Raw genomic sequence first — 21,265 nt, 5'->3', positions numbered from 1 at the left:
TGCGGCGGCTGTTTGGGGCATCCACGACGCGACGACCGCACCAAGCATCCGCCGCCGTCGCGTGGTTCGCCGCATGGAATCGTGCATTGGAGGCTTAAGTTACCACCTATGGGGGCAAGGGGTCAGGGATCGGAATGTTAACGCAGAGGCGCAGAGAAAAGGATGAAGGATGAAAGATGAAGGGATATGCACTCCACATTGAGCTTGACGTTCTTCGCGACCTTCGCGTTCTTCGCGGTTTCAGACTTTGTGCGCTGCGTAGATCAAAATGTCCGATCCCCGATCCCCAAGCCCCAGCCCCCAGCTAAAACAACAACACGCCATGAAACTTCATAGCGTGTAAGGTGGCGGGTGGAGAGGGATTCGAACCCTCGAGAGCTTTGACACCCTACGGCATTTCCAGTGCCGCGCACTCGACCAACTATGCGACCCACCCGTGCGCCGGGCATTATACCAAAGAATGACCTAGCAGGCAACGCCGATGATTTGGCGAATCAGCCCTTGGATTTGATGTAAGGTAAAGGGTTTGGCCAGAAAGTAGGGTTGTTGATGGACGGGGAATTGAGCACGCACGTCATCTTCGCTATGGCCACTGATCAGCACAACCGGCACAGTACTCGAACGCTGCATCTCCTGACACAACGCTACGCCTGGTTCGTCGGGCAACTCAAAATCAACCACAACTGCGTCAAGCGGTAGATTATGCCAAATTGCCCGCGCCGCCCTCACACTCTCAGCTTCGCAGGTTGCCACATCGATCCGTGCTAGGGCTGCTGCCACAAACGCACGAATAAACGGCGAATCATCGACAACTAAGACCATACACAGGTTCTCCTACATGGAGTAGTATTCTCTGGCTATAGTATACCGTAGTTTTGTACAGCCTAAACAGAATGCGCTTAGGCCACGCTAATAGCCTTGAGCACCAGTTGCAAGGCTGCGTTTAATTGGGTGGTTAAATGCTGCGGCGTTGGCTCAAGCAACCACAAGACAGTTGAGCCTTCATAGAGTGCTGCTAAATGCCAAGCTAGTTGGTCGGGGTCGATTGAACTGAATTCGCCACGCTCAACACCCTGCTGCATTAACCCTGCCAAACTAGCCCGATAGCGCTGAAAATAGCCCTTTAAAAAGCTCTGCACGCTGCTATTGCGGGCCGATAAAGCATACAATTCTTGAGCCAACGGGACGAGGCTCTGCAATCCTTCCAAGTTTGCGGCCAAATTAGTGGTTAATTGAGTTAGGCGCTCAACGGTTGATGCTGGAGCGTGGAGGAGGGCTTGCACATCGCGCAACGGCTGATTAAACAAGTGTTCAAGTAAGGCCAAAATAATGGCCTCTTTACTCTCGAAATACCAATACAACACCCCTTTGCTCATACCAACGGCCTTGGCCAGCATATCCATGCTGGTTTGATCAATACCGTGTTGGGCAAACAAGCTGGTTGCTGCCTCGATAATCTGAGCTGTGCGTTCAACCCGCACATCGCGCCGTGGAGACATACCAATTCCTCATCAACAAAAAAAGGCCAAGCGTAGCAGCCTCAGCATACCACGCTTGGCCTTGAGTTCGTTCAATTAGATTTCGATGCTCAAGCCTTCGTAAGCGGCGGTTGTGTTGGCAAAAATCGCCTGCGCCGCTTGTTCCAGCTCGTGAATCATGGCATCGCTATAGCGTGGCTCGTGGTGAAACAGCACCAATTGTTTGGCCTGAGCAGCTTTAGCAACTGCGCAAGCCATTTGGGGCGTGGAATGGCCCCAGCCTTGGGTGGCGTTAAAGCCGCTATGGCCGAGATAATGCGCTTCACTATATTGAGCGTCGTGGATCAACAAGTCGGTTTGGTTGGCAAACGCGGCCAAGCGCTGATCAGTATTGACATAGCCTTCGGTGTCGGTGGCATAGACCACACTTTTGCCCTGCCATTGCACCCGATAGATAAAGACACCTTCGGGGTGGGCATACGAACGCATGGCCCGAATTTGCACCACATCAGGATCATCGTCAATCTGATCGTGGTAGAAATTCTTGACCGTCACTGTATCTTGGTTTGGATCGAACAGCAAGATATCGGTTTCGGTCATGTTGCGCATAAACTTCAACGAGTTCATTTCCCCCAACGAGATTGGGAAACTTGGTGGCAACATCGAGTGCGCCAAGGTTTCCTCAAGATCACGCTCGAACACCCGTGGCCCAAAAATATTCAGAATGCTGGTGCCAACATAGGCCGGAGTAAAGAATGGAAAGCCTTGGGTATGATCATGGTGCATATGACTAAACAGCAAGGTAGCCCGCACAGGGCCGCCGCGCTCTTTGGCTCGCCGCAACAAATCATTGCCTAGGCGTACAATTCCCGTCCCCGCATCGAGAATAATCGTATGCCCATTGACCTCAATTTCGACACACGGTGTATTACCGCCAAACTGTACCGTATCCGGACCGGGAACCGGATAGCTACCGCGCACACCCCAAAATGTGACCCGCATTGTCCCAGCCATAGACCACACTCCCGTTATAACGAAACGCCACTCCACTCGCGCAGCAATTCCGTCAAGAGGCGCACCCCATAGCCGGTTGCTCCTTTAGGGTTGTATTCTTTTGGTTGATCTTCCGTCCACGCCACGCCAGCAATATCCAAGTGCACCCATGGATAATCGGCAACGAAGTGGCTCAAGAAGGCGCCTGCGGTAATTGCTCCACCGTTGCGGCCACCAGTATTTTTGATGTCGGCCACATCCGAGCGTACTTGGCGACGATATTCATCCCACAATGGCAATTCCCACACCCGATCGCCTGAGCCTTCGGCGGCTTGCTGCACCCGTTGCAACAGGGCTTGGTTGTTGGTCATTGCACCAGCTGCATATGAGCCAAGCGCCACCACACAAGCCCCAGTCAAGGTTGCAAGGTCAATAATCGCCGCAGGATTGTATTTTTGGGCGTAGGAAAGCGCATCGGCCAACACCAAGCGACCTTCGGCATCAGTGTTGAGCACTTCGATGGTTACGCCATTCATCGCCTTGAGAATATCGCCTGGTTTGTAGGCATTGCTACCAGGCATATTTTCGGTTGCAGCAACCAAGGCTACCACGTGAATTGGCAATTTCAAACGGCCAACTGCTTCCATGGTGCCAATGACTGCGCCAGCGCCTTGCATGTCCATTTTCATTTTGTCCATGTTATCAGCTGGCTTAATTGAAATCCCGCCTGTATCGAAGGTAATGCCCTTGCCGACCAAACAAATAGTTGGTTTGCCTGGCTCTGCTTGGCCGTGTTCCAACACGATAAACTTGGCTGGCTCGGCAGCACCTTTGGCAACGCCAATCAACGCGCCCATGCCCAACTCTTGTTGTTGCTCGTGGTCAAGCACCAAACAGGTCATGCCGTATTCGCGGGCAATCGTTTTCGAGGCTTCGGCCAAATAGGTTGGGGTTGCAACGATTGGCGGGTTGTTGCCCAAATCACGAGCAAGGTTGACCCCATGGGCCAACGCAATCCCCCATTGGGCGCCAAATTCGGCAGCTTCAAGCTCGGCTTCAGCAACCAAGGTTACCTGTTCTAAGGCAACTGAGGGCACGAAATCGTCGGGCAAGGTTTTAAAGCCATCAAAGCGATATGCACCCAACAAGGCGCCTTCGCTCAAGGCCTCAGCCGTGCGGCTTACGCCCAATACTTCGCTGCCAAGCAACGGCAGGCTATAGCTTGTCAGGCCCAAATCGCGGATGCGTTGGGCCAGAATTGCCCCAATCACCCGTGCCCGCTCAGCGTTCCACAATTCGCGCTTGCCCAAACCAACCAACAGCACCCGGCGGCTGGCGAAGGTGGGATTGCCTGTCGCTTGTGCGCCAAGGTACAGCACAGTCGTTTTTTTGTACTTTCCTGACCAATCACTCGCTTCAATGAAACCAGCAACGCTGGCAGGCAGTTCCTCATTCGCCCACGTACCAACAACAACAATGGCATCGGCTTGTTGAGCAACAGCGCCTTGTACTACACGAATCTGCATTGGAGTCCTTCCGGTTTCTAGAGGTTGACAAGAGCTTGCACACTTATCCGGTATTGTAACGGTTTCAATTTACCGCTGTCAATGATTGATATTAATGGGGATCAGTTGCTAGGGATCGGGAGTTCTGATCCACGAAGGATCGAAACCGCGAAGAATAGCAACCGCGAAGTTAATTTTTAAGCCACGAATTGCACGAATTCCACGAACATTGGCCGATAGCCTATAGCCCATAGCCTATAGCCATATTTCCTCTGCGCCGCTGCGTTAAATTTGCCCATTTTTACCTTCATCCCTCATCCTTTCCCTATGTTCTTTGCTCTATGTTCTTCTTTTCAACAAAATCAACTATCATAGAACGCAACTGATCATCCTGTGTACAAGGAGTACCATCTCATGACTTCATCGCGCATTGTGCGTGCACCACGCGGCTCGGAATTATCGTGCAAAGGGTGGGCGCAAGAAGCAGCGTTGCGAATGCTGATGAATAATCTTGATCCTGATGTGGCCGAAGATCCAGCTAATTTAATTGTTTATGGCGGCACTGGCAAGGCAGCCCGCAATTGGCAATGCTACGATGCGATTGTGCGTTCGTTGCAAGAGCTGAATGATGATGAAACGTTACTGGTGCAATCGGGCAAGCCAGTTGCGGTGTTTCGCAGCCATCGCGACGCGCCCCGGGTGCTAATCGCCAATTCAATGCTCGTGCCACATTGGGCAACATGGGAAAATTTCCGCGAGTTGGAGCAGGCTGGCCTGACGATGTATGGCCAAATGACCGCTGGCTCGTGGATTTACATCGGTACACAAGGAATTTTGCAAGGCACCTACGAAACCTTGGCCGCGATTGCCCGCCAGCATTTTGGCGGCTCGTTGCGCGGGCGCTGGACCTTGACCGCTGGCCTTGGCGGCATGGGCGGCGCTCAACCACTCGCCGTCACCATGAACGATGGCGTGGCCTTGGTCGTTGAAGTCGATCGCCAACGCATGCAACGCCGCTTGGATACGCGCTATCTTGATGTTGCGGTTGATACACTCGAAGAAGCCATGACCTTGGTCGACGAAGCGGTGCGCGATGGTAAAGCACTGTCGGTTGGCTTGTTGGGCAATGCAGCCGAAGTCTTTGGCGAATTGTATACTCGTGGCGTGCGACCTGATATTGTGACCGACCAAACCAGCGCCCACGATCCGCTGGAAGGCTATGTGCCAGCAGGCATGAGCCTTGAGCACGCGCTCGAATTGCGCCAACGCGATCCAGAAGAATATGTTAAGTTATCAACAGCTTCGATGGTTGAGCATGTAAAGGCGATGGTTGCTTTTGCTGATGCTGGCTCGATTGTGTTTGATTATGGCAATAATTTGCGTGGCGTCGCTAAAGCAGCTGGTTATGATCGTGCCTTTGCCTATCCAGGCTTTGTGCCTGCCTATATTCGCCCGTTGTTCTGCGAAGGCAAAGGGCCATTCCGCTGGGCAGCGCTCTCCGGCGATCCCGCCGATATTGCCAAAACCGACGAAGCCTTGCTTGAGCTGTTTCCAGAGGATCAGGCCTTGCACCGCTGGATTCGCGCTGCCCAAGAACGGGTGCAATTCCAAGGCTTGCCAGCTCGGATTTGTTGGCTCGGCTATGGCGAGCGGGCCAAGGCTGGCGCGTTATTCAACAAATTGGTGCGCGATGGCGTTGTGAGTGCGCCAATTGTCATTGGCCGTGACCACCTCGATTGTGGCTCGGTGGCTTCGCCCAACCGCGAAACCGAGGCCATGCGCGATGGCTCCGATGCTATTGGCGATTGGCCAATTCTGAATGCGATGATCAACGCAGTTAATGGCGCAACCTGGGTCAGTGTGCATCATGGCGGCGGCGTTGGGATTGGCTATTCGCTGCACGCTGGCATGGTAATTGTGGCCGATGGCACTGCTGAAGCCGATCAACGCCTCGAACGGGTATTGACCAGCGACCCGGGCATGGGCGTGGTACGCCACGTTGATGCTGGCTATGATGAAGCAATTGCGGTTGCCCAAGAACGCAACGTGCATATTCCCATGCTCAAAGCCTAAATCGGCAAGTGGTAGTGTTGATGTCAACACTACCACTTAAATCATCATTCCACCAAACAACTACCGCGCTTATATCATTAGCCCTAGCCACAACCGCGCGATCGCTGCAAAAACAGATTCGCGATTATCAATTGAAAGCAAAATACATCGGCTATGGCAGCACGACGCTAATCGCAACTGCTAGATAGCTCTTTTTTGTGCATCACGAAGTCGCTCAATATCGCGGAGTGGCGGTAGCCCAAACATACGGCGGTATTCACGACTAAACTGTGAGGCACTTTCATAGCCCACGCGAAGGCTGACTGTCGCCACATCAGTAGTTTCAGCTAGCAGCATCTGCCGCGCTTTCTGGAGGCGTAACTGTTTTTGAAACTGTAATGGACTCATAGCAGTCACTGCTTTGAACCACGCATGCATCGTGGACAACCCCATATTAACCTCGCGCGCCAGCTCGTCCATGCGCACAGGACGGGTCGCATTTTCCTTTAACCACTCAAGGCCAGCAGCAATCCGGCTAACTTGACTATTCTTGGCCACCATGCGCCGCAATAGGCCGCTTTGCTCACTAAGCAGCAATTTGTAAAAAATTTCGCGCCGAATCAATGGCGCGAGAACGCCAATTTGATTGGGTTTCTTGAGCAGGCTCAGCATTCGAATTAAGCCATCAAGCAGATCGTCATCTAACGGGCTAACAAAAAGGCTGCGCTGTTGATGAGAATCGGCCAATAATGCTAGATTAGCTTCCATAATCAGCCGACTAATTTCATTGAAATCCAGTTCAATCGTAACCCCAAGCATTGGTGTTTCAGGAGTTGCTTCGACAATCTGACCAAGCAATGGCAGGTCTAGAGCAATCATCAGATATTTACTGGAATCATAACGATAGCATTCATCGTTGAGCATAATACTTTTGACACCTTGAGCAACAACACAGAAAACAGCCTGATCAACAATGTGGGGTGGCGCATCGGTGGTCGAAATCTTTGACAGATAGAGGCCAGGAATAGCGGTAGCATGCGTGCCCTCGCCCTCGCTCACTTGCCCAATCAGCGTTGCTAGCTCGTGAATCCGTTTCATCGATATGGTGCTCCTTCTTCAGCAGATGATCGAAGTATAGCACTCTGCCCACTTAAGCAACCTAGCGAGCAATCGCATCTAGCAAAATCAGAGGATTAGGCAAGAACTGCATAGGATCGCTCAGTGCAATCTGCCAATTCGCGGCCTATACTCTATCTCGATGGCAACATTACCATCAGTCACCTTGGAGGATCAAGCTATGCGCTATAACAAACTTGGCTCAACTGGACTTTTTGTGTCTGAACTCTGTTTTGGCACCATGACCTTTGGCGGTAGCGGGGCCTATGGCGCTATCGGTCAGGTTCAACAGGCCGAGGCCGATCGCCTCATGGCCCAGGCCTTCGCTGCTGGAATCAATTTTATTGATACCGCCGATACCTATTCAGAAGGCGAATCCGAGCGGATCACAGGTCAAGCATTAAAGAATTTAGGTATTCGACGCGATGATGTGATCGTGGCCACCAAAGTTTTCGGTGAAACAGGAGCAGGCCCAAATCAACGTGGTTCGTCGCGGCAGCATATTTTAGCTAGTGCAAAAGCCAGTTTGCAACGACTTGAACTTGATTATATCGACCTCTATCAGCTTCATGGCTTCGATCCAGCCACGCCAATCCAGGAAAGCTTGGCAGCCTTGGATGATTTGGTTCGGCAAGGGCTTGTTCGCTATATTGGCGTTTCGAACTGGGCGGCATGGCAAATAAGTAAAGCCTTGGGCATCGCCGAACGCCATGGAATGCATAGCCTAGCAAGCATCCAAGCGTACTATAGTTTGGCAGGTCGCGATATCGAGCGCGAGATCGGGCCAATGCTCGCTAGCGAAGGGCTTGGTTTGCTCGTATGGAGCCCGCTCAGTGGAGGGCTGCTAAGCGGCAAGTATCGCCGCGATCAGCAGGAGGTTGTCGATAGTCGGCGCACAGCAGTGGCCTTTCCACCAGTCGATCTGGAGCGAGCCTATACGATTATCGATCTGCTTGGTGAACTAGCAGAACGCAAACAGGCGAGTGTTGCCCAATTGGCAATCTCATGGCTGCTGCATCAGCCGCAGGTAACCAGCGTTATTCTAGGCGCAAAGCGACTTGAGCAACTAAATGACAATCTTGGGGCAAGCGAGATTGAGCTTGATTCCGCCGACCTTGATCTGCTTGATCAAGCGAGCCGACTTCCTGCTGAATACCCTGGCTGGATGTTGCAGATGTGGAGCCAGAACCGTGCCGATCAACTCGCAGCCATGCGCAATAGCGCCAAGCAGGGGCTACATCAATGAACCAAACAGCCTTTCGTACATTAGGTCGCTCAGGCTTGGTTGTCAGTCCGTTTGCGCTGGGCACAATGACCTTTGGGAGCCAGCGCTGGGGAGCAAACGCTCAAACATCGGCAGATATTTTCAATACCTACATTGATACTGGCGGCAACGTTATTGATACTGCTGATGTGTATGCAGATGGGCTGAGCGAGCAACTCGTTGGCAGGTTCATCGCCGAGCGCGGTCTGCGTGATCAGGTAGTGCTGGCGACAAAATTTGCTTTTTACGGCGGCCAATCCCAGAATGTTAACGCAGGAGGCAACGGCCGCAAAAACATTCAGCGAGCGCTTGAGGGATCATTGCGCCGATTAGGCACCGATTATATCGATCTCTATTGGCTCCACATCTGGGATCAGGTTACGCCCGTTGAAGAAGTGCTCCAAACCCTTGGCGATCTCGTTCGCGCTGGCACTATTCGCTATTTTGGCTTCTCAAATCAACCAGCTTGGTATGCTGTTCGCGCCGCGACGTTGGCAGCAGCACACGCCATTCCCGGCCCGATTGCCATGCAACTTGAGTATTCGCTGGTTGAGCGAAATATCGAGCGCGAATACATCCCAGCAGCCCGTGAATGTGGCCTTGGAATCGCTGCTTGGAGTCCACTAGCAGCAGGATTTCTGGCCGGAAAGTATCAGCGCCAAAGCAGCGGAGTTCGTGGTCAGGGTCGGCTCAGCGGCCCCAATCCATTCGGCGACCAGAAATTCACCGAACGCAACTGGAATATCCTCCAAGCATTGCAAAATGTAGCAGCAATGCTTGAGCAACCAGTATCCCAGGTCGCTTTGGCATGGGCAGCAGCACAACCTGGAATTAGCACGCTCATTATAGGTGCACGACAACCTGAGCAGCTGTCTGCCAACCTCGCTGCCCAAGCGATTAAGCTAACTGCCGAACAGGTGCAATTGCTCAATCAAGCGAGTATACCCGAGCGTGTTTACCCAGATAGCCTGTTTAGTGCTGAGTTGCGCCGCGCCATCTTCGGCGGCATGAATGTCCAAGGCTGGGCCGAATCGCGCTAAACGGTTTACGGCTAAACCAAGGTGATCGAAAATATCATTGTCGATTGGCTCCTCAATCCAACCCCAATTGCTGAAATGAGACCTTCGGCCCACAGCATCCTCCTTCGCAGTACAATCATTAAAGCTAAAGATGTGGTAGTCCTAGCAACACTACCACTTAAATCACCCTCAATTTTGGCACAGCCTATGCTAAGATGATCAAACCCTAGATTCGAGGCTGAACCACGCTGTTCACTTCTACGATGTCGCATCCACATTTAGGCCCACGTTTGGCAGCTAATCCTAGATTAATATGCGATCCAAATCGGCGCTAATTTCTAGTGGATTGAGGCTCTATAGTGAAGGAGTGTACGGTTCCCCGCCAAATTCCATGGAATCTTGGCTCAATCCTCTGGAGAATAGTGTTGATGAGGTGGCATGGTATTGCGACAGATTTGATTCGAACGCTGTTTGGGCATAGCACCCATATGCGTAACGATGTCTATTGGAGTGCAGCCCATGAATAATCCACGAATTTTAATGCTCGACCATTCAGCACCAAGCACTCACGATCTGAGCGGCCAATTAACTACTGCTGGTTGTAGCGTGGCCCAAGCTAGCTCGTGGGAGGCTGCAAATCAGCTCCTCAGCAGCATCGATTTAATCTTAGCTAACCTTGCGTTTCTGCCCCAGATCAATCAGCAAGAGTGCCCAGTTCCAGTGCTCTATTTGAGCCATGCCAGCGAACAAGCCAGCCTCAACCAGCCCAACCAACCAACCACAATTGATATTCTGACCTTGCCAATTAGCACCGAAAGCCTTGTGCTGACGCTCAAAACCATCATCGAACGCAGCAACTTAATTCGCCGCCTCAGCAGGGTTGAAGTTTGGATGCAAACCATGCTGGCCAATGTTAGCGATGGAGTTGTGGCGGTTGATCGGGCTGGCAAAATTCAGTGGATCAATCCGGTTGCCGAGCGCATGACTGGCTGGGATTATCAGGCAGCGATCAAGCAAGATTTTAACCAAGTAGTGGTCATTCGCAGTAGCCTCAACGATCAACCAATTCATGTGATTGAAGCTGCTTTGCGCAACGAGCCAGTGCTCACCTTGCCATTCGAGCGCTATTTACGCGCCCGTGATGGCCATTCAACCTCAATTACTGAACATGTTACGCCCTTGCTCAACGCAGAAGGCCGCAATAACGGCGCAATTGTGATTTTGCGCGACCATACCGCCCAATTGCAAATGGAAGAAGCGCTCTATCATCAATCGTTGCACGATTCGCTGACTGGCTTGCCCAATCGGCGCTCGTTTCAATTGCATTTATCGCGCGCCCTAGAATATCAGCGTCATCACCACGATTATAGCTTTGCAATTATTTTGCTTGATATTGATGAATTTAAAATGGTTAACGATGGCTTGGGCTATCATATTGGCGATACCATGCTGACTGACATCGCCCAACGCTTACGCCGTGGTTTAGAATTGCCAAGCGATGTGGTTGCACGCTTCGATGGCGATGAATTTGCAATCTTTTTTGATCGCCTGCCCGATTTGCCAGCAGCCTTCAACGCCGCCCAACGGATTCGCCAATTGTTCGAAGAGCCATTTGTGGTCGAAAACGGCCAAGAGATTTTCTGCAATGTGAGCATTGGCTTGGAATTAATTACCAGCGAAATGCCCATTGAAACCGTGATGCGCAACGTCGATCTAGCGCTCTATCGCGCCAAACACACAGGGCGCGGCGGGATCGAAATTTTTGATCAAACCTTATACGCCAATTTTAGCAGCCGCCTGCACAACGAAAGTGCTTTACGCTTGGCCTTGCAACGCCAAGAATTTCGGCTCTTTGCTCAACCAATTATCGATTTTGAGCAGCAACATTGCACCGGCTTTGAGATTCTGATTCGCTGGGCGCATCCTGATGGGCGGTTGCGCTCGCCTGGCCAATTTTTGGATATTGCCGAGGAAACGGGCCTGATTATTCCGTTGGGTTGGTGGATGTTGGAAGTTGCCGCTGAACAGCTTGCTCAGTGGCAAACCGAGCCATTGATGCAGCATATGACGTTAGCAATTAACCTTTCGCCGCGCCAATTATTGCACAGCCAATTACTGCCAACAATTAAATCCCTAGTGGAACGCTATCAGTTTCCGCGCCACTTGCTGCATTTGGAAATTACCGAAGGCGCGTTATTGCACGCCGAACGGGCTGAGCCAATTTTGAATGCGCTGCGCAATTTGGGTTTGCCGTTGCACATTGACGATTTTGGCACTGGCTATTCATCGCTGACCTATTTGCACCGCTTTCCACTCAATACAATCAAAATTGATCGTTCGTTTATTCAAGCGGCGCTCGAAGATCAACGTAGCTTGGCGATTGTACGAACAATTATCAATTTGGCCCAAACCATGCATCTGGCGACCATTGCCGAGGGCATCGAAACCGCCGAACATATTCAGGTTTTGCGTGAACTTGGCTGCCAAGCGGGTCAAGGCTACTTTTTCTCGCCGCCCGTTCCCCTTGAACAGGCGGCAGATTTTTCGCTTTCGCTGAATTAGGCTTGGCTGGCTTCGATCATCACATTGGCGACCAAGCTATAGGCGGCAACCCATGCATCCTGCACTTCAGTATTCCATTGCGGGCCAAGTTGTTGCGCGAGCGCCCACACCAAAGCCGCGCCAACCGTATCGTAATGCTCTGGCTTAACCCCATAATCAATATGCCGGCGCCCAAGCTCTTGCACCGCAGGCACAACCGCTTCGGGCTTTTTGAGATTATTGACCACCAACGTCAATGATTGCAATAACTTTTTTTGTTGCTCGCGCATATCCTCAGGAAACAACGGTCGAAACTCAGGAGCCAAGCTAAACAAACGTCCGTAGAATGCTTCAACCAATTGTTGGGGATCGCGCCCAACCTCGGCAAAGGTTTGTTGCACAAGCTCAATCGCAGCCGGAGATAATGTGGACATGACCATCCTTTCACATATGATTACTCCAAGTGACATGGCCTAGCCTACCAATCTCAAGCTATGGCTGACAATCGGGTTGTGAGTGGAGTTAACATCAGGCTTGCGCCTGATTGGATTTTGTTACCGAATGCTTAGCCACACGGCTTTTCCAGCCAACCAAAATAGCGCTATAATTGGCCCATTATGAATAACTTTACTTACACCCTTGAACATAGCGATGGTGAGGCGCGGGCTGGCCAATTGAGCACACCGCATGGCACCATTCAAACGCCTGTCTTTATGCCGGTTGGCACCCAAGCCACGGTGAAAACGCTTGACCCATTAGAAGTCGAAGCGATTGGCTCGCAAATTATCTTATCGAATACCTATCATCTTTATTTGCGCCCCAGCGCCGATTTGGTGGCTGAAATGGGCGGCTTACACCGTTTTATGCAATGGCCCAAGCCAATTCTGACCGATTCGGGCGGGTTTCAGGTGTTTAGCTTGGGGCCGCATAGCAAAATCGACGAAGATGGCGTAACCTTCAAATCGCATATCGATGGCTCAAAGCATCGCTTTACGCCAGAAAGCGCAATTGGCATTCAGGAAAAACTGGGCGCTGATATTATTATGGCCTTCGATGAATGTGCGCCGCAGCCAACCACCCATGCCTATACCAAAGCCGCCATGGAACGCACCCATCGCTGGTTGCTGCGCTGTATCGCCGCCAAAACCCGCGACGATCAAGCCTTGTTTGGGATTGTGCAGGGTGGCGTTGAGGCCGATCTGCGCCGTGAAAGCGCGCGCTTTATCGCCCAACAAGATATTCCCGGGGTTGGCATTGGCGGCCTGAGCGTTGGCGAACCCAAAGAGCAGATGTATGGCATGCTCGAAGAAACCACGCCCTTGCTACCACGCAACAAACCACGCTACCTAATGGGCGTTGGCTCGCCAGAAGATTTGCTCGAAGGCGTGGCGCGTGGGGTTGATATGTTTGACTGTGTGCTGCCAACCCGTTTGGGGCGCAATGGAGCCTTATTCATTCCCGAAGGGCGCTTGAATATTGGCAATGCCAAATATGCCCGCGAAGATGCGCCAATTGATGCAACCTGCGATTGCTCAACCTGCCAACGGTTTAGCCGCGCCTATCTGCGCCACTTGTTCCGTACCGAGGAAGTGCTTGGGCTGCGCTTGGCCACGCTGCATAATTTGCGCTTCTTAATTCGCTTGATGGAGCAAGCACGCGAGGCAATTTTGCAAGATCGCTATCAAAGCTTTATGGACGATTGGCTCAGCCGCTTTCAAACGATTCCGCATGCAGTGCGCGAAGCCAGCCGTGCTGCCCGATTAAACTCATTACGCACCCAAGGGGAAAAGGCATGAGCGGAGTGACCGTGCGGTCAACCGAAGAATATACCCGCATCGCTTGGCGTTTGATTATTCTGGGCTTTCTGGCGTTTTGCCTTGTAATTGCTGGCAGTTGCTATCTGGCGTGGCGGGTCAAGGCGTTTGCCCGCACCCAGCCAGCAGAGCCAGGCACGCTCGACACCTATATCAGTGGCATCGAAATTATTCGGGCTGGCTTGGTCCAGCCTGAGCTACCCACGCCGCCCAAAACCGTAATTTACCAAGGCGATCGAATTAATGTCAGCAGCACAGCGCCCGCTGGCATCGCCGCCACCGTTACCTTATTTGATGGCAGCAAATTAGATATTTGGCCAGGCACGAGCCTGATCTTTGAAAAAGTACAAACCACCAGATTTAGCTCGCGCAACCAAGAAGTGGCCTTGCGGCTTGAATCGGGCTTGGTGCGCTTGCGTTTAGCGTCCGAAGCCTCACAGCAATATCAAGATGTCCATTTCAGTGTTTTTGTGCAACAAGCTGGCTATAGTGTTGAGCAAGCGTTGCTCAAGCCGGGTGGTAGCTATCGGGTGCGCTTATTGGATGCCAACGCACCAACAACCAGCGCCAGCGAACAACAACGGCTCAAACAAACCACAATTAGCGAATATGTGGTTGAACAAGGCGGCATCACCTTGGCGTATAACAGCCAAAGCCGCAGTATCAGCAACCAACAGAAGCTCGAAATTGCCCAAGGCAGCTTATCGCAACCAATGCCAGCAGAATGGCAAGTAGCCCGCGATAGCAATTTTACCGACTTCACCGCCCAAGAATATAACAATAATGCCACTGTGCCTGTTTCAGTTACCAATATTGTGCGCGCAGATACATGGCGAGTGTTTGGCTCGTTGTATTCGCCAGAGGCCGAGGAAGATGGCTATTTCTATATTGTTGGCGGTTGTGCCCAACGTAGCACCGAGCAACCAAACAACTGCTTGCGCCCGTTGATCAATGTGGCCCAATTCCATCGCGATAGTACCGAGGGCATCGACCATACCAAGAGCTTTCGGACGGGCATCACCCAAACAATCGACCTTGATACCACGGCCTACAGCGACCTTGAATTGAGCTTTACTGGGCGAATTTATGAGCAATCGCTCAATCGGGCTGGTGATATTGGCGAAGAATGCGCCTTAGCAATCGCCATCTTCTACTATAATCCCGCCGATCAGCTTGGTTCAACGACCTATTGCTTCTACGCCCGCGACGATCAAGGGCCAGGCAGCATTTCCAACAAAGAATATATTCGCTCGATCAAGCTGCCATTTCGCCAATGGACCGATCAAACCATCGAACTCAAGGGCGATTTGAGCAATATGCGCCGCATCTCGCACCTTGAGATTTATGCCAATGGCCACGATTATATTTCCGAAATTACTAATATTCGGCTGGTAGCGAGATAACCAAATGCACTTTAGGCGGTGCAGGGGGATGAAAACCCTCTGCGTCTCCTGCCTTGAAGCGGGACAGAAGGGTGGTGATCACCGATACAAGCTTTCATACATTTTTGAAGTCACACTTTGAGTACGAACAATGTTCATTCAGCATACCAACGCATCTTACGTTTGCTAAAAGCTATCGTTATGCGAGAAACCCAGCCGGAAATGCGCAAACCTAAACTTTGCTCAACAGCACCAAACTCTCAACATGGCTCGTTTGGGGAAAGAAATCGTAGGGCTGAGCATGTTGAATGCTATAGCCACCAGCCTGCAAAATTTTAATATCCCTCGCCAAGGTGCCAGGATGACACGAAACATAGGCGATCATGGTTGGTTCGGCAGCAATTAACGCATTTAACGCCACTGGCTCGACCCCACGGCGCGGCGGGTCAACAATTGCCAAATCAAATTGTTGCTTCAGCTGCGGCAAAATAGCCTCAACCTTGCCAGTTTTCAGAGTCACATTGGTAAGCTGATTAGCTTTGGCGCTGGCCTGAGCATCGCGAATTGCCGCCGGATGTTCTTCGATGCCCCAGCCATGGCCAATTTTATGCGCCAAGGGCAACAAAAATGTGCCCACTCCACAAAACCCATCAAGCAAGCGCGTCGTGTTGTTCAAGGGCAAAAATTGCTCGATCTGCTGTAAAACTGCTCGTGCGCGCTCAACATTGGCTTGAAAAAAGCTAGTCGGCGTAATTCGCAAGCGCACATTGCCCAATTGTTCATACAAATATTCAGCGCCCGCCAAAGCCATCCAGCCTTCGCGCGTCTCCGCTGAAACCCCAGCAATGGTTTTGTCAGCGGCCAGCCAACGGCGTGCCCAACTGCGCCACCCACTCTGGCCTTGGCCCAGCAAATGGCCATGAATCGTGCCATCGGTGGTGCTCAAACGCAAGCTGATTTCGCGCAAACCAACCAAGGGCAACAGCGGTTTCAAGCGCTCAATCGCCGTATTCAAACGTGGATCGATAATCAAGCATTGCTCAAACTCGACGATCTGGCGGCCACCAGCAGCATAAAAGCCAACCTGGCGGCCATCGATATGCACCCGTGCAACCGAGCGATAGTGCCATGGCTCAGCAGCGGCGGTTACAGCAACTTCGGCCTGATCGGTTTGAGCCACAAAACGCAATTGCTCGGCCAAAATCGTTTGTTTGGCTTGGCGCTGGCTTTCGATTGTTTGGTGTTGCCAATCGCAACCACCACAGCGCTGATAGACTGGACAAGGCGGAGTAACCCGCTCGGCAGCGGGATTGCTTGGCGGTTCAAGCAACACGCCACGCGCCCAACCATTGCGCCGCTCGGTTAGCCGCACCCGCACCTGTTCGCCAGGCAAGGCCGCCGCCACAAAGACTGGTCGGCCTGCGTAACGGCCAACCCCATCGCCACCTTGAGCCAAGCCATCAATTGTGGTTTGCAGCTCACGCGGCCATTCAAAATCATTCATTTGATTTCCCATCGCATTAGGTTTTAACTTTGAGCGCACTCTGCACGAAGGCCACAACATCGCGATGGCGCACAATGCCCACCACCGCATCGCCATCGGTCACAGGCAGGCTATCGTAGCGTTGGCCAAGCATGGTGTAGTAGGCAGTTTGCATACTATCGCCCACGTTGAGTCGCGGCAAATCGGCTTTGGGCGTCATCGCATCGCCCACCGAAACGCTGCGCCACTCACCCATCGCATAGCGATACAAATGTTGGACGCTGATCATGCCAATCAGACGTTCGGAGTGAACAACCGGAAACGCAGGCTCTGCTTGGCCCAACAAATATTGGCCAGCAAACAAATCGAGGGTCAGATGCGGTGAAACTGTGCGAAAACTACGACTCATAACCTCGCCAACCAAAGCTCGGCTCAGCGTATAGTTGAGGGTTGTTTGCACAAAATTGCTCACCGCAGCGCGATTGGTCATCCAGCCCATCAGCAAAAGCAAGCTTCCGGTCAGGGCATTGCTCAAAAGAGTTACGATCCCAACTACCATCAAACCATTGCCAAGGTAGCGCCCAATCGTGCTCGCCAGCAGCGTCCCGCGCAACAAATCATCATTCAAAAACCAAAAGATCGAACGTAATACCCGCCCACCATCGAGCGGGTGGCAGGGCAGCAAATTAAAGACCGCCAGCAATCCATTAATAACTGCCTGCGTTACCCAAAAATTGGCCCAAACTCCCTGCGAAAACCATGAGCCAAGAAACGCCAGCACCGCCAAGGCCACGTTGACCAACGGGCCAATCAAGGCAATTTTAAATTCGCTTTGCGGTAAATCAACATCATCGGCCAACTCGGTTAGGCCGCCAGTTAAAAACAAGGTAATTGCTGTAACTCGCAAGCCCAACCGCCGCGCCATGAGCGCATGGCCAACTTCGTGCAGCACAATCGAGCACAGCAACAGTAATGTGCCAAACAAGGCCAGCGGTAAGCCCGATTGCCCATTAAGCGCAAACATTTGCTGGAAGCTATAGATGCTCAGGCCTGCTAAAACCAGCCAGCTCAGATGCAGTTTAATCGGGATACCGCTTACATTACCGATGCGCATGCTCCACACTAGGCTGCCTCCGTTTCCTCGTTGCCACGCAATTGATCGACCAATTCGTTGATTTCGGCGCTATAATCTTGTTCGCACTCTGGCCGCTCGCGCTTCCAAATAGCACTGTTGGTCATTTTGAAGCCATAACGCCCATACAAGCGCATTGCACCTTTATTGGCCTGCCGCACATCAAGCTGGACGTTTTGGCAGCCTTTGCCCTCTGCTCGTTGGCAGGCATAATCAAGCAATTTGGTGCCAATCCCTTGGGCGCGCGCTTCTGGCACAAGGTAGAAATCTTCTAAATAGGCATACGGGGCAGCAGCCCAGGTCGAAAGCCGATAATTAATCTGAATACAACCCACAACTTCATCCTCGTTGGGGCCACGTTCAGCAATCACAAAATCGCTAAATCCAGTGGTCAGCATCGCCCGAATCACGTCTTCAATTGCTCCTAAATCTGGCGGGGTTACGCCTTCTTCAGTAGCCAAAGCCGAAACGAGAGGAGCGAGCAAAGCAGCATCTTCAGGGTGACACAAACGCACACTAAAGATCGATTCAAAATGCGCCATAAACGCTGGTCCTTACTTTAAGAATAATCTGTATTATACCGCAGTCGCGTTGGCCGCTTCGAACTGCTCTGCATTGGTTGCCCGCCGAGCTTGCCACCAATCAAAGCTGGCTAAAGCCCAAAAGAGCAGCGACACCACCGCCGAGATAATGCACCACTGACACCATTCGTGCAGAACCCAAGCCTCAATCGCCGTAAAATAGGCCGAAAAAGCCAAGGCCACGCTGGCTAAGCCAAGATTGATGCTTGGCAGGCTCAAGCGCCCAAGTTGGTTGCGTTGCAAACTCAGCACGCTGAGTATAACCAACACCAAAAAGCCAACCAAGCCTATATAGGCCACTGGAATGCCAGTGCTTGGCGGGAAAACGCTGTATTTGCTGGCTTGTACTGCTTCGCAATTGCCAACCACCCCACACACCAATGGCCCACTTTGGGTTGGACGCAAACGGTGAATCGATAAATAGGTCGCATTAATCAAGCCGCCAAGCGCCAAAAAAGCCATGGCCATGCGCGGCCAATATGGACGCTCGTCCATCTTAAGCCTCCTAGAGTTAGGGTGTAACTTCTAATTTCGCATCAATTGCCATCTTGAGGTCGTTGTAATAATCGCTGACAAAATCAATCCGATCATCGTTCAGAAAGACCGTTGGCGTTTGATCAAGCCCCAAGCTCCTCGCTGAATCATAGGAGGCATTGATCGCATCGGTATGGGTGTTGGCTTCCATACAATCCTCAAGCGCAGCTTGGTTAGCTCCAGCCTTAACCGCAGCATCCAAAATAATAGGTTGGGGGGTTTCGCTATTTGTCCATTGCAATTGGCTATCGTAAAGCGCCATATGCACTGGCCAATAGATATTTTGGTCGCCAGCACAGCGGCTTACCTCAGCACTATACTGAGCAGATTTGTGAATACTGCGCAATGGAAACTCGCGATAAATCCATTGGACTTTGCCAGTTTCAATATATTGGGCATCAAAATCGGCGTTAGCCAACATAAGTTCAAGCTCACGACAGCCTGGGCATTCGAAATCAGCAAATTCAATGATTTTTATTGGCGCATTTGGATCGCCTTTATACCAGTAGCCTTCTGAGGTTTGGCCCACGGCAGCATTAATCAAAGGCCGAATTGGAATGCTGGCACTAGGCGGTGCAACTGGCGCTTGGAGGGCTTGAAACAAGACAAACGTCAAGCCAACAATGCCAGCCAAACCAAGCAGCAAGTAAAACGGCAACAACGAGCGTTTCTCTTGCACGCGCTGGCGGCCTTGGCGCGATTTGGGTGTATTGCTCATGCAATCGATCCTTTCATACAAACAGCGAACTTCTGGCAACCACAAGCTGCTGCCACAGTTGCATCGTAGCGAGCTTTGAGCACGCTGGCTATCAGAAAATAGTCCCATGTTTGGGCTTCTCAGCAACCCCTAATCTTTGCATTGCCCAACGCGCCCCAGCCTTGCCCGAAAGCAACACCAGCGGAATCCCGCCCCCAGGATGGGTTGCCCCACCAACCAACGCCAGATTATCAAAGCCTGCTGGTTGGTTGGCTGGGCGCAAAAAGGCTGCTTGCAAGCCGTGCGACGCAGGCCCATACAACGAGCCGCGCCGCGCATTGGTCATGCTCGCCAAATCAGCAGGCGTCAGCAGCGTTTCACTGATAATTGCCTCATTCAGCCCAACCAAGCCATGTTGCTCCAAACGGCGCACGACTAAATCGCGATAGGCCGCAGCCTCACGTTGCCAATTGACCCGTCCAGTAACAGGCGCATTGACCAAGACAAATAAATTCATCATCCCAGCTGGGGCATGCTCAGGGTTGGCACGACAGGTGGCAGCAACATAGATCGTTGGATCGACTGCTGGCACGCCATGCTCAAAAATTGCCCGAAATTCGGCAGCATAATCGCCACTGAAGAAGATATTATGGTGCTGCAATTGGGCATAATCGCGATTGACTCCCAACATTAATACAAAACCTGAACAGGCCAGTTCATGGTTGGGCGCTTTAGTGGTTGGAATCAGCTGATCGAGCGCATACAAGGCATCTGCATTGACAATCACATAATCGGCAGCGATTGTGCGGCCATCAGCCAAACGCACACCAGTTGCAGTTTTGCCTGTCAGCAATACCTCAGTCACCGTGCTGTTCAACTGAATATCAACCCCAATCTCGCCAGCAATTCTGCCAAGTGTGGCTGCTAATTGATACATGCCACCATCGATATACCAGCCGCCTTGGGCAATTTCAACATACGGAATAATGCAAAAGGTTGCTGGCGAACGATAGGGCGACGAGCCATTGTAGGTTGCATAACGATTGAACAATTGACGCAGATAGGGGTGTTTGAAATACTGGCGGACTGCTTGATCAACAGTTTTCAGAGGCGCAATTTTCCAAACATCGCGCAGCAAACGCGGTTGCAGCATGGTGCGCAAGCCCTTAAATGGCTCAAGCAAAAATGGCTCAGCAGCTGCTTGATAAATTTGGGCGCTAAATGCCATAAAGCCCAAAAAGCCAGCCACATCGCTTGGCTCCAAGCGTTCAATCTCGCTCAGCAGTTTGGGCAAATCGCTCCAGGCATCGAGGCGCGTGCCATCGGGCCATTGATAACGGCAGGTTGGATCGACAGGCTTGATGGTTAATTCGTTGGCAAGCTCGCGCCCAACGCTAGCAAGTAATTCTTCGACCACCCACGGCATGGTAAACAGCGACGGCCCTGTATCAAAACGAAAGCCATTCTGCACAACTTGGGCCATTTTGCCGCCAAGAGCGTTATTTTTTTCGCAGAGTGTGACCGCAACTCCCGCCGCGCGCAGGCGTAACGCTGCCGCCAAGCCACCCAAACCACCGCCAACAATTACCACATGCTGCATGCAATCATCCTTGAATTAAAAGCCTGATATCGGGCAATCGTATGCTATTGTACCGCGTGTTGCTGAGCGTGTGC

At 51.9% G+C, this 21,265-nt stretch carries 18 protein-coding genes and 1 tRNA gene; 6 read left to right on the top strand and 13 right to left on the bottom strand.

Features of this window, described 5'->3' with window-relative positions; translation table 11 throughout:
- Nucleotides 1-345 precede the first annotated feature (345 nt).
- The 5 genes from SE18_RS15380 to SE18_RS15360 all read right to left on the bottom strand — a co-directional run bounded on the left by SE18_RS15380 (nucleotide 346) and on the right by SE18_RS15360 (nucleotide 3,997).
- Nucleotides 346-436 (bottom strand) — tRNA-Ser (locus tag SE18_RS15380).
- A 29-nt stretch (nucleotides 437-465) separates the two neighbouring features.
- Nucleotides 466-822, bottom strand: a complete 357-nt coding sequence (locus SE18_RS15375) for a response regulator (protein WP_054535345.1) — start codon at nucleotides 820-822, stop codon at nucleotides 466-468.
- Between the two features lie 77 nt (nucleotides 823-899).
- Nucleotides 900-1,499, bottom strand: a complete 600-nt coding sequence (locus tag SE18_RS15370; protein ID WP_054535344.1) for a TetR/AcrR family transcriptional regulator — start codon at nucleotides 1,497-1,499, stop codon at nucleotides 900-902.
- 75 nt (nucleotides 1,500-1,574) lie between these two features.
- On the bottom strand, nucleotides 1,575-2,492 hold the full coding sequence (locus tag SE18_RS15365) for an MBL fold metallo-hydrolase (protein ID WP_054535343.1): 918 nt from the start codon (nucleotides 2,490-2,492) through the stop codon (nucleotides 1,575-1,577).
- A gap of 14 nt (nucleotides 2,493-2,506) precedes the next feature.
- A complete protein-coding gene (locus tag SE18_RS15360; protein WP_054535342.1) occupies nucleotides 2,507-3,997 on the bottom strand; it encodes a leucyl aminopeptidase in 1,491 nt (496 codons plus the stop codon).
- Nucleotides 3,998-4,390: 393 nt separating this feature from the next.
- Between SE18_RS15360 and hutU the strand changes: the two genes are divergently transcribed.
- Complete coding sequence (gene hutU, locus SE18_RS15355; RefSeq protein ID WP_054535341.1) at nucleotides 4,391-6,049, top strand: urocanate hydratase; 1,659 nt, start codon at nucleotides 4,391-4,393, stop codon at nucleotides 6,047-6,049.
- A gap of 180 nt (nucleotides 6,050-6,229) precedes the next feature.
- Here hutU and SE18_RS15350 read toward each other — a convergent pair whose 3' ends face one another.
- Nucleotides 6,230-7,126 (bottom strand): AraC family transcriptional regulator, encoded by an 897-nt coding sequence (locus SE18_RS15350; RefSeq protein WP_054535340.1) that lies wholly within the window; start codon nucleotides 7,124-7,126, stop codon nucleotides 6,230-6,232.
- 199 nt (nucleotides 7,127-7,325) lie between these two features.
- Between SE18_RS15350 and SE18_RS15345 the strand changes: the two genes are divergently transcribed.
- The 3 genes from SE18_RS15345 to SE18_RS15335 all read left to right on the top strand — a co-directional run bounded on the left by SE18_RS15345 (nucleotide 7,326) and on the right by SE18_RS15335 (nucleotide 11,989).
- A complete protein-coding gene (locus SE18_RS15345; protein ID WP_054535339.1) occupies nucleotides 7,326-8,390 on the top strand; it encodes an aldo/keto reductase in 1,065 nt (354 codons plus the stop codon).
- Nucleotides 8,387-9,448: an aldo/keto reductase gene (locus SE18_RS15340; RefSeq protein ID WP_054535338.1), complete on the top strand. Its 1,062-nt coding sequence runs from the start codon at nucleotides 8,387-8,389 to the stop codon at nucleotides 9,446-9,448. Before SE18_RS15345 ends, SE18_RS15340 begins: the two co-directional genes overlap by 4 nt.
- Before the next feature lie 498 nt (nucleotides 9,449-9,946).
- Nucleotides 9,947-11,989 carry a putative bifunctional diguanylate cyclase/phosphodiesterase gene (locus SE18_RS15335; protein WP_054535337.1) on the top strand — a complete coding sequence of 681 codons (2,043 nt, stop codon included), beginning with the start codon at nucleotides 9,947-9,949 and terminating at the stop codon, nucleotides 11,987-11,989.
- Here the strand turns inward: SE18_RS15335 and SE18_RS15330 are convergent.
- Nucleotides 11,986-12,402: a globin family protein gene (locus tag SE18_RS15330; protein WP_054535336.1), complete on the bottom strand. Its 417-nt coding sequence runs from the start codon at nucleotides 12,400-12,402 to the stop codon at nucleotides 11,986-11,988. The genes SE18_RS15335 and SE18_RS15330 overlap by 4 nt on opposite strands.
- A gap of 183 nt (nucleotides 12,403-12,585) precedes the next feature.
- Between SE18_RS15330 and tgt the strand changes: the two genes are divergently transcribed.
- Entirely contained in the window at nucleotides 12,586-13,764 is a 1,179-nt protein-coding gene (gene tgt / locus SE18_RS15325) for a tRNA guanosine(34) transglycosylase Tgt (RefSeq protein WP_054535335.1), read from the top strand.
- On the top strand, nucleotides 13,761-15,185 hold the full coding sequence (locus SE18_RS15320) for a hypothetical protein (protein WP_054535334.1): 1,425 nt from the start codon (nucleotides 13,761-13,763) through the stop codon (nucleotides 15,183-15,185). The genes tgt and SE18_RS15320 overlap by 4 nt, the downstream gene beginning before the upstream one ends.
- Nucleotides 15,186-15,396: 211 nt before the next feature.
- Here the strand turns inward: SE18_RS15320 and rlmD are convergent, their stop codons facing one another.
- The 6 genes from rlmD to SE18_RS15290 form a co-directional block, all read right to left on the bottom strand.
- A complete protein-coding gene (gene rlmD / locus SE18_RS15315) occupies nucleotides 15,397-16,668 on the bottom strand; it encodes a 23S rRNA (uracil(1939)-C(5))-methyltransferase RlmD (protein WP_054535333.1) in 1,272 nt (423 codons plus the stop codon).
- 16 nt (nucleotides 16,669-16,684) lie between these two features.
- On the bottom strand, nucleotides 16,685-17,761 hold the full coding sequence (locus tag SE18_RS15310; protein WP_152976667.1) for a site-2 protease family protein: 1,077 nt from the start codon (nucleotides 17,759-17,761) through the stop codon (nucleotides 16,685-16,687).
- Between the two features lie 8 nt (nucleotides 17,762-17,769).
- On the bottom strand, nucleotides 17,770-18,321 hold the full coding sequence (locus SE18_RS15305; protein WP_054535331.1) for a GNAT family N-acetyltransferase: 552 nt from the start codon (nucleotides 18,319-18,321) through the stop codon (nucleotides 17,770-17,772).
- A gap of 33 nt (nucleotides 18,322-18,354) precedes the next feature.
- Nucleotides 18,355-18,855 (bottom strand): vitamin K epoxide reductase family protein, encoded by a 501-nt coding sequence (locus tag SE18_RS15300; protein ID WP_054535330.1) that lies wholly within the window; start codon nucleotides 18,853-18,855, stop codon nucleotides 18,355-18,357.
- 16 nt (nucleotides 18,856-18,871) lie between these two features.
- On the bottom strand, nucleotides 18,872-19,612 hold the full coding sequence (locus SE18_RS15295; RefSeq protein ID WP_054535329.1) for a DsbA family protein: 741 nt from the start codon (nucleotides 19,610-19,612) through the stop codon (nucleotides 18,872-18,874).
- 91 nt (nucleotides 19,613-19,703) lie between these two features.
- Entirely contained in the window at nucleotides 19,704-21,191 is a 1,488-nt protein-coding gene (locus SE18_RS15290; RefSeq protein ID WP_054535328.1) for a phytoene desaturase family protein, read from the bottom strand.
- Nucleotides 21,192-21,265 lie beyond the last annotated feature (74 nt).

The organism is Herpetosiphon geysericola, from assembly GCF_001306135.1.
Lineage (GTDB): Bacteria > Chloroflexota > Chloroflexia > Chloroflexales > Herpetosiphonaceae > Herpetosiphon > Herpetosiphon geysericola.
The sequence above is the reverse complement of the archived record's forward strand: the minus strand, read 5'-3'. Positions and strand labels throughout refer to the sequence as shown.

Coding starts and splice junctions, on each gene's coding strand:
- SE18_RS15330 (WP_054535336.1), bottom strand. CDS start 12,402: ATGTCCACATTATCTCCGGCTGCGATTGAGCTTGTGCAACAAACCTTT.
- SE18_RS15345 (WP_054535339.1), top strand. CDS start 7,326: ATGCGCTATAACAAACTTGGCTCAACTGGACTTTTTGTGTCTGAACTC.
- tgt (WP_054535335.1), top strand. CDS start 12,586: ATGAATAACTTTACTTACACCCTTGAACATAGCGATGGTGAGGCGCGG.
- SE18_RS15375 (WP_054535345.1), bottom strand. CDS start 822: ATGGTCTTAGTTGTCGATGATTCGCCGTTTATTCGTGCGTTTGTGGCA.
- SE18_RS15340 (WP_054535338.1), top strand. CDS start 8,387: ATGAACCAAACAGCCTTTCGTACATTAGGTCGCTCAGGCTTGGTTGTC.
- SE18_RS15360 (WP_054535342.1), bottom strand. CDS start 3,997: ATGCAGATTCGTGTAGTACAAGGCGCTGTTGCTCAACAAGCCGATGCC.
- SE18_RS15290 (WP_054535328.1), bottom strand. CDS start 21,191: ATGCAGCATGTGGTAATTGTTGGCGGTGGTTTGGGTGGCTTGGCGGCA.
- SE18_RS15295 (WP_054535329.1), bottom strand. CDS start 19,612: ATGAGCAATACACCCAAATCGCGCCAAGGCCGCCAGCGCGTGCAAGAG.
- SE18_RS15365 (WP_054535343.1), bottom strand. CDS start 2,492: ATGGCTGGGACAATGCGGGTCACATTTTGGGGTGTGCGCGGTAGCTAT.
- hutU (WP_054535341.1), top strand. CDS start 4,391: ATGACTTCATCGCGCATTGTGCGTGCACCACGCGGCTCGGAATTATCG.
- rlmD (WP_054535333.1), bottom strand. CDS start 16,668: ATGAATGATTTTGAATGGCCGCGTGAGCTGCAAACCACAATTGATGGC.
- SE18_RS15335 (WP_054535337.1), top strand. CDS start 9,947: ATGAATAATCCACGAATTTTAATGCTCGACCATTCAGCACCAAGCACT.
- SE18_RS15300 (WP_054535330.1), bottom strand. CDS start 18,855: ATGGACGAGCGTCCATATTGGCCGCGCATGGCCATGGCTTTTTTGGCG.
- SE18_RS15350 (WP_054535340.1), bottom strand. CDS start 7,126: ATGAAACGGATTCACGAGCTAGCAACGCTGATTGGGCAAGTGAGCGAG.
- SE18_RS15310 (WP_152976667.1), bottom strand. CDS start 17,761: ATGCGCATCGGTAATGTAAGCGGTATCCCGATTAAACTGCATCTGAGC.
- SE18_RS15320 (WP_054535334.1), top strand. CDS start 13,761: ATGAGCGGAGTGACCGTGCGGTCAACCGAAGAATATACCCGCATCGCT.
- SE18_RS15305 (WP_054535331.1), bottom strand. CDS start 18,321: ATGGCGCATTTTGAATCGATCTTTAGTGTGCGTTTGTGTCACCCTGAA.
- SE18_RS15370 (WP_054535344.1), bottom strand. CDS start 1,499: ATGTCTCCACGGCGCGATGTGCGGGTTGAACGCACAGCTCAGATTATC.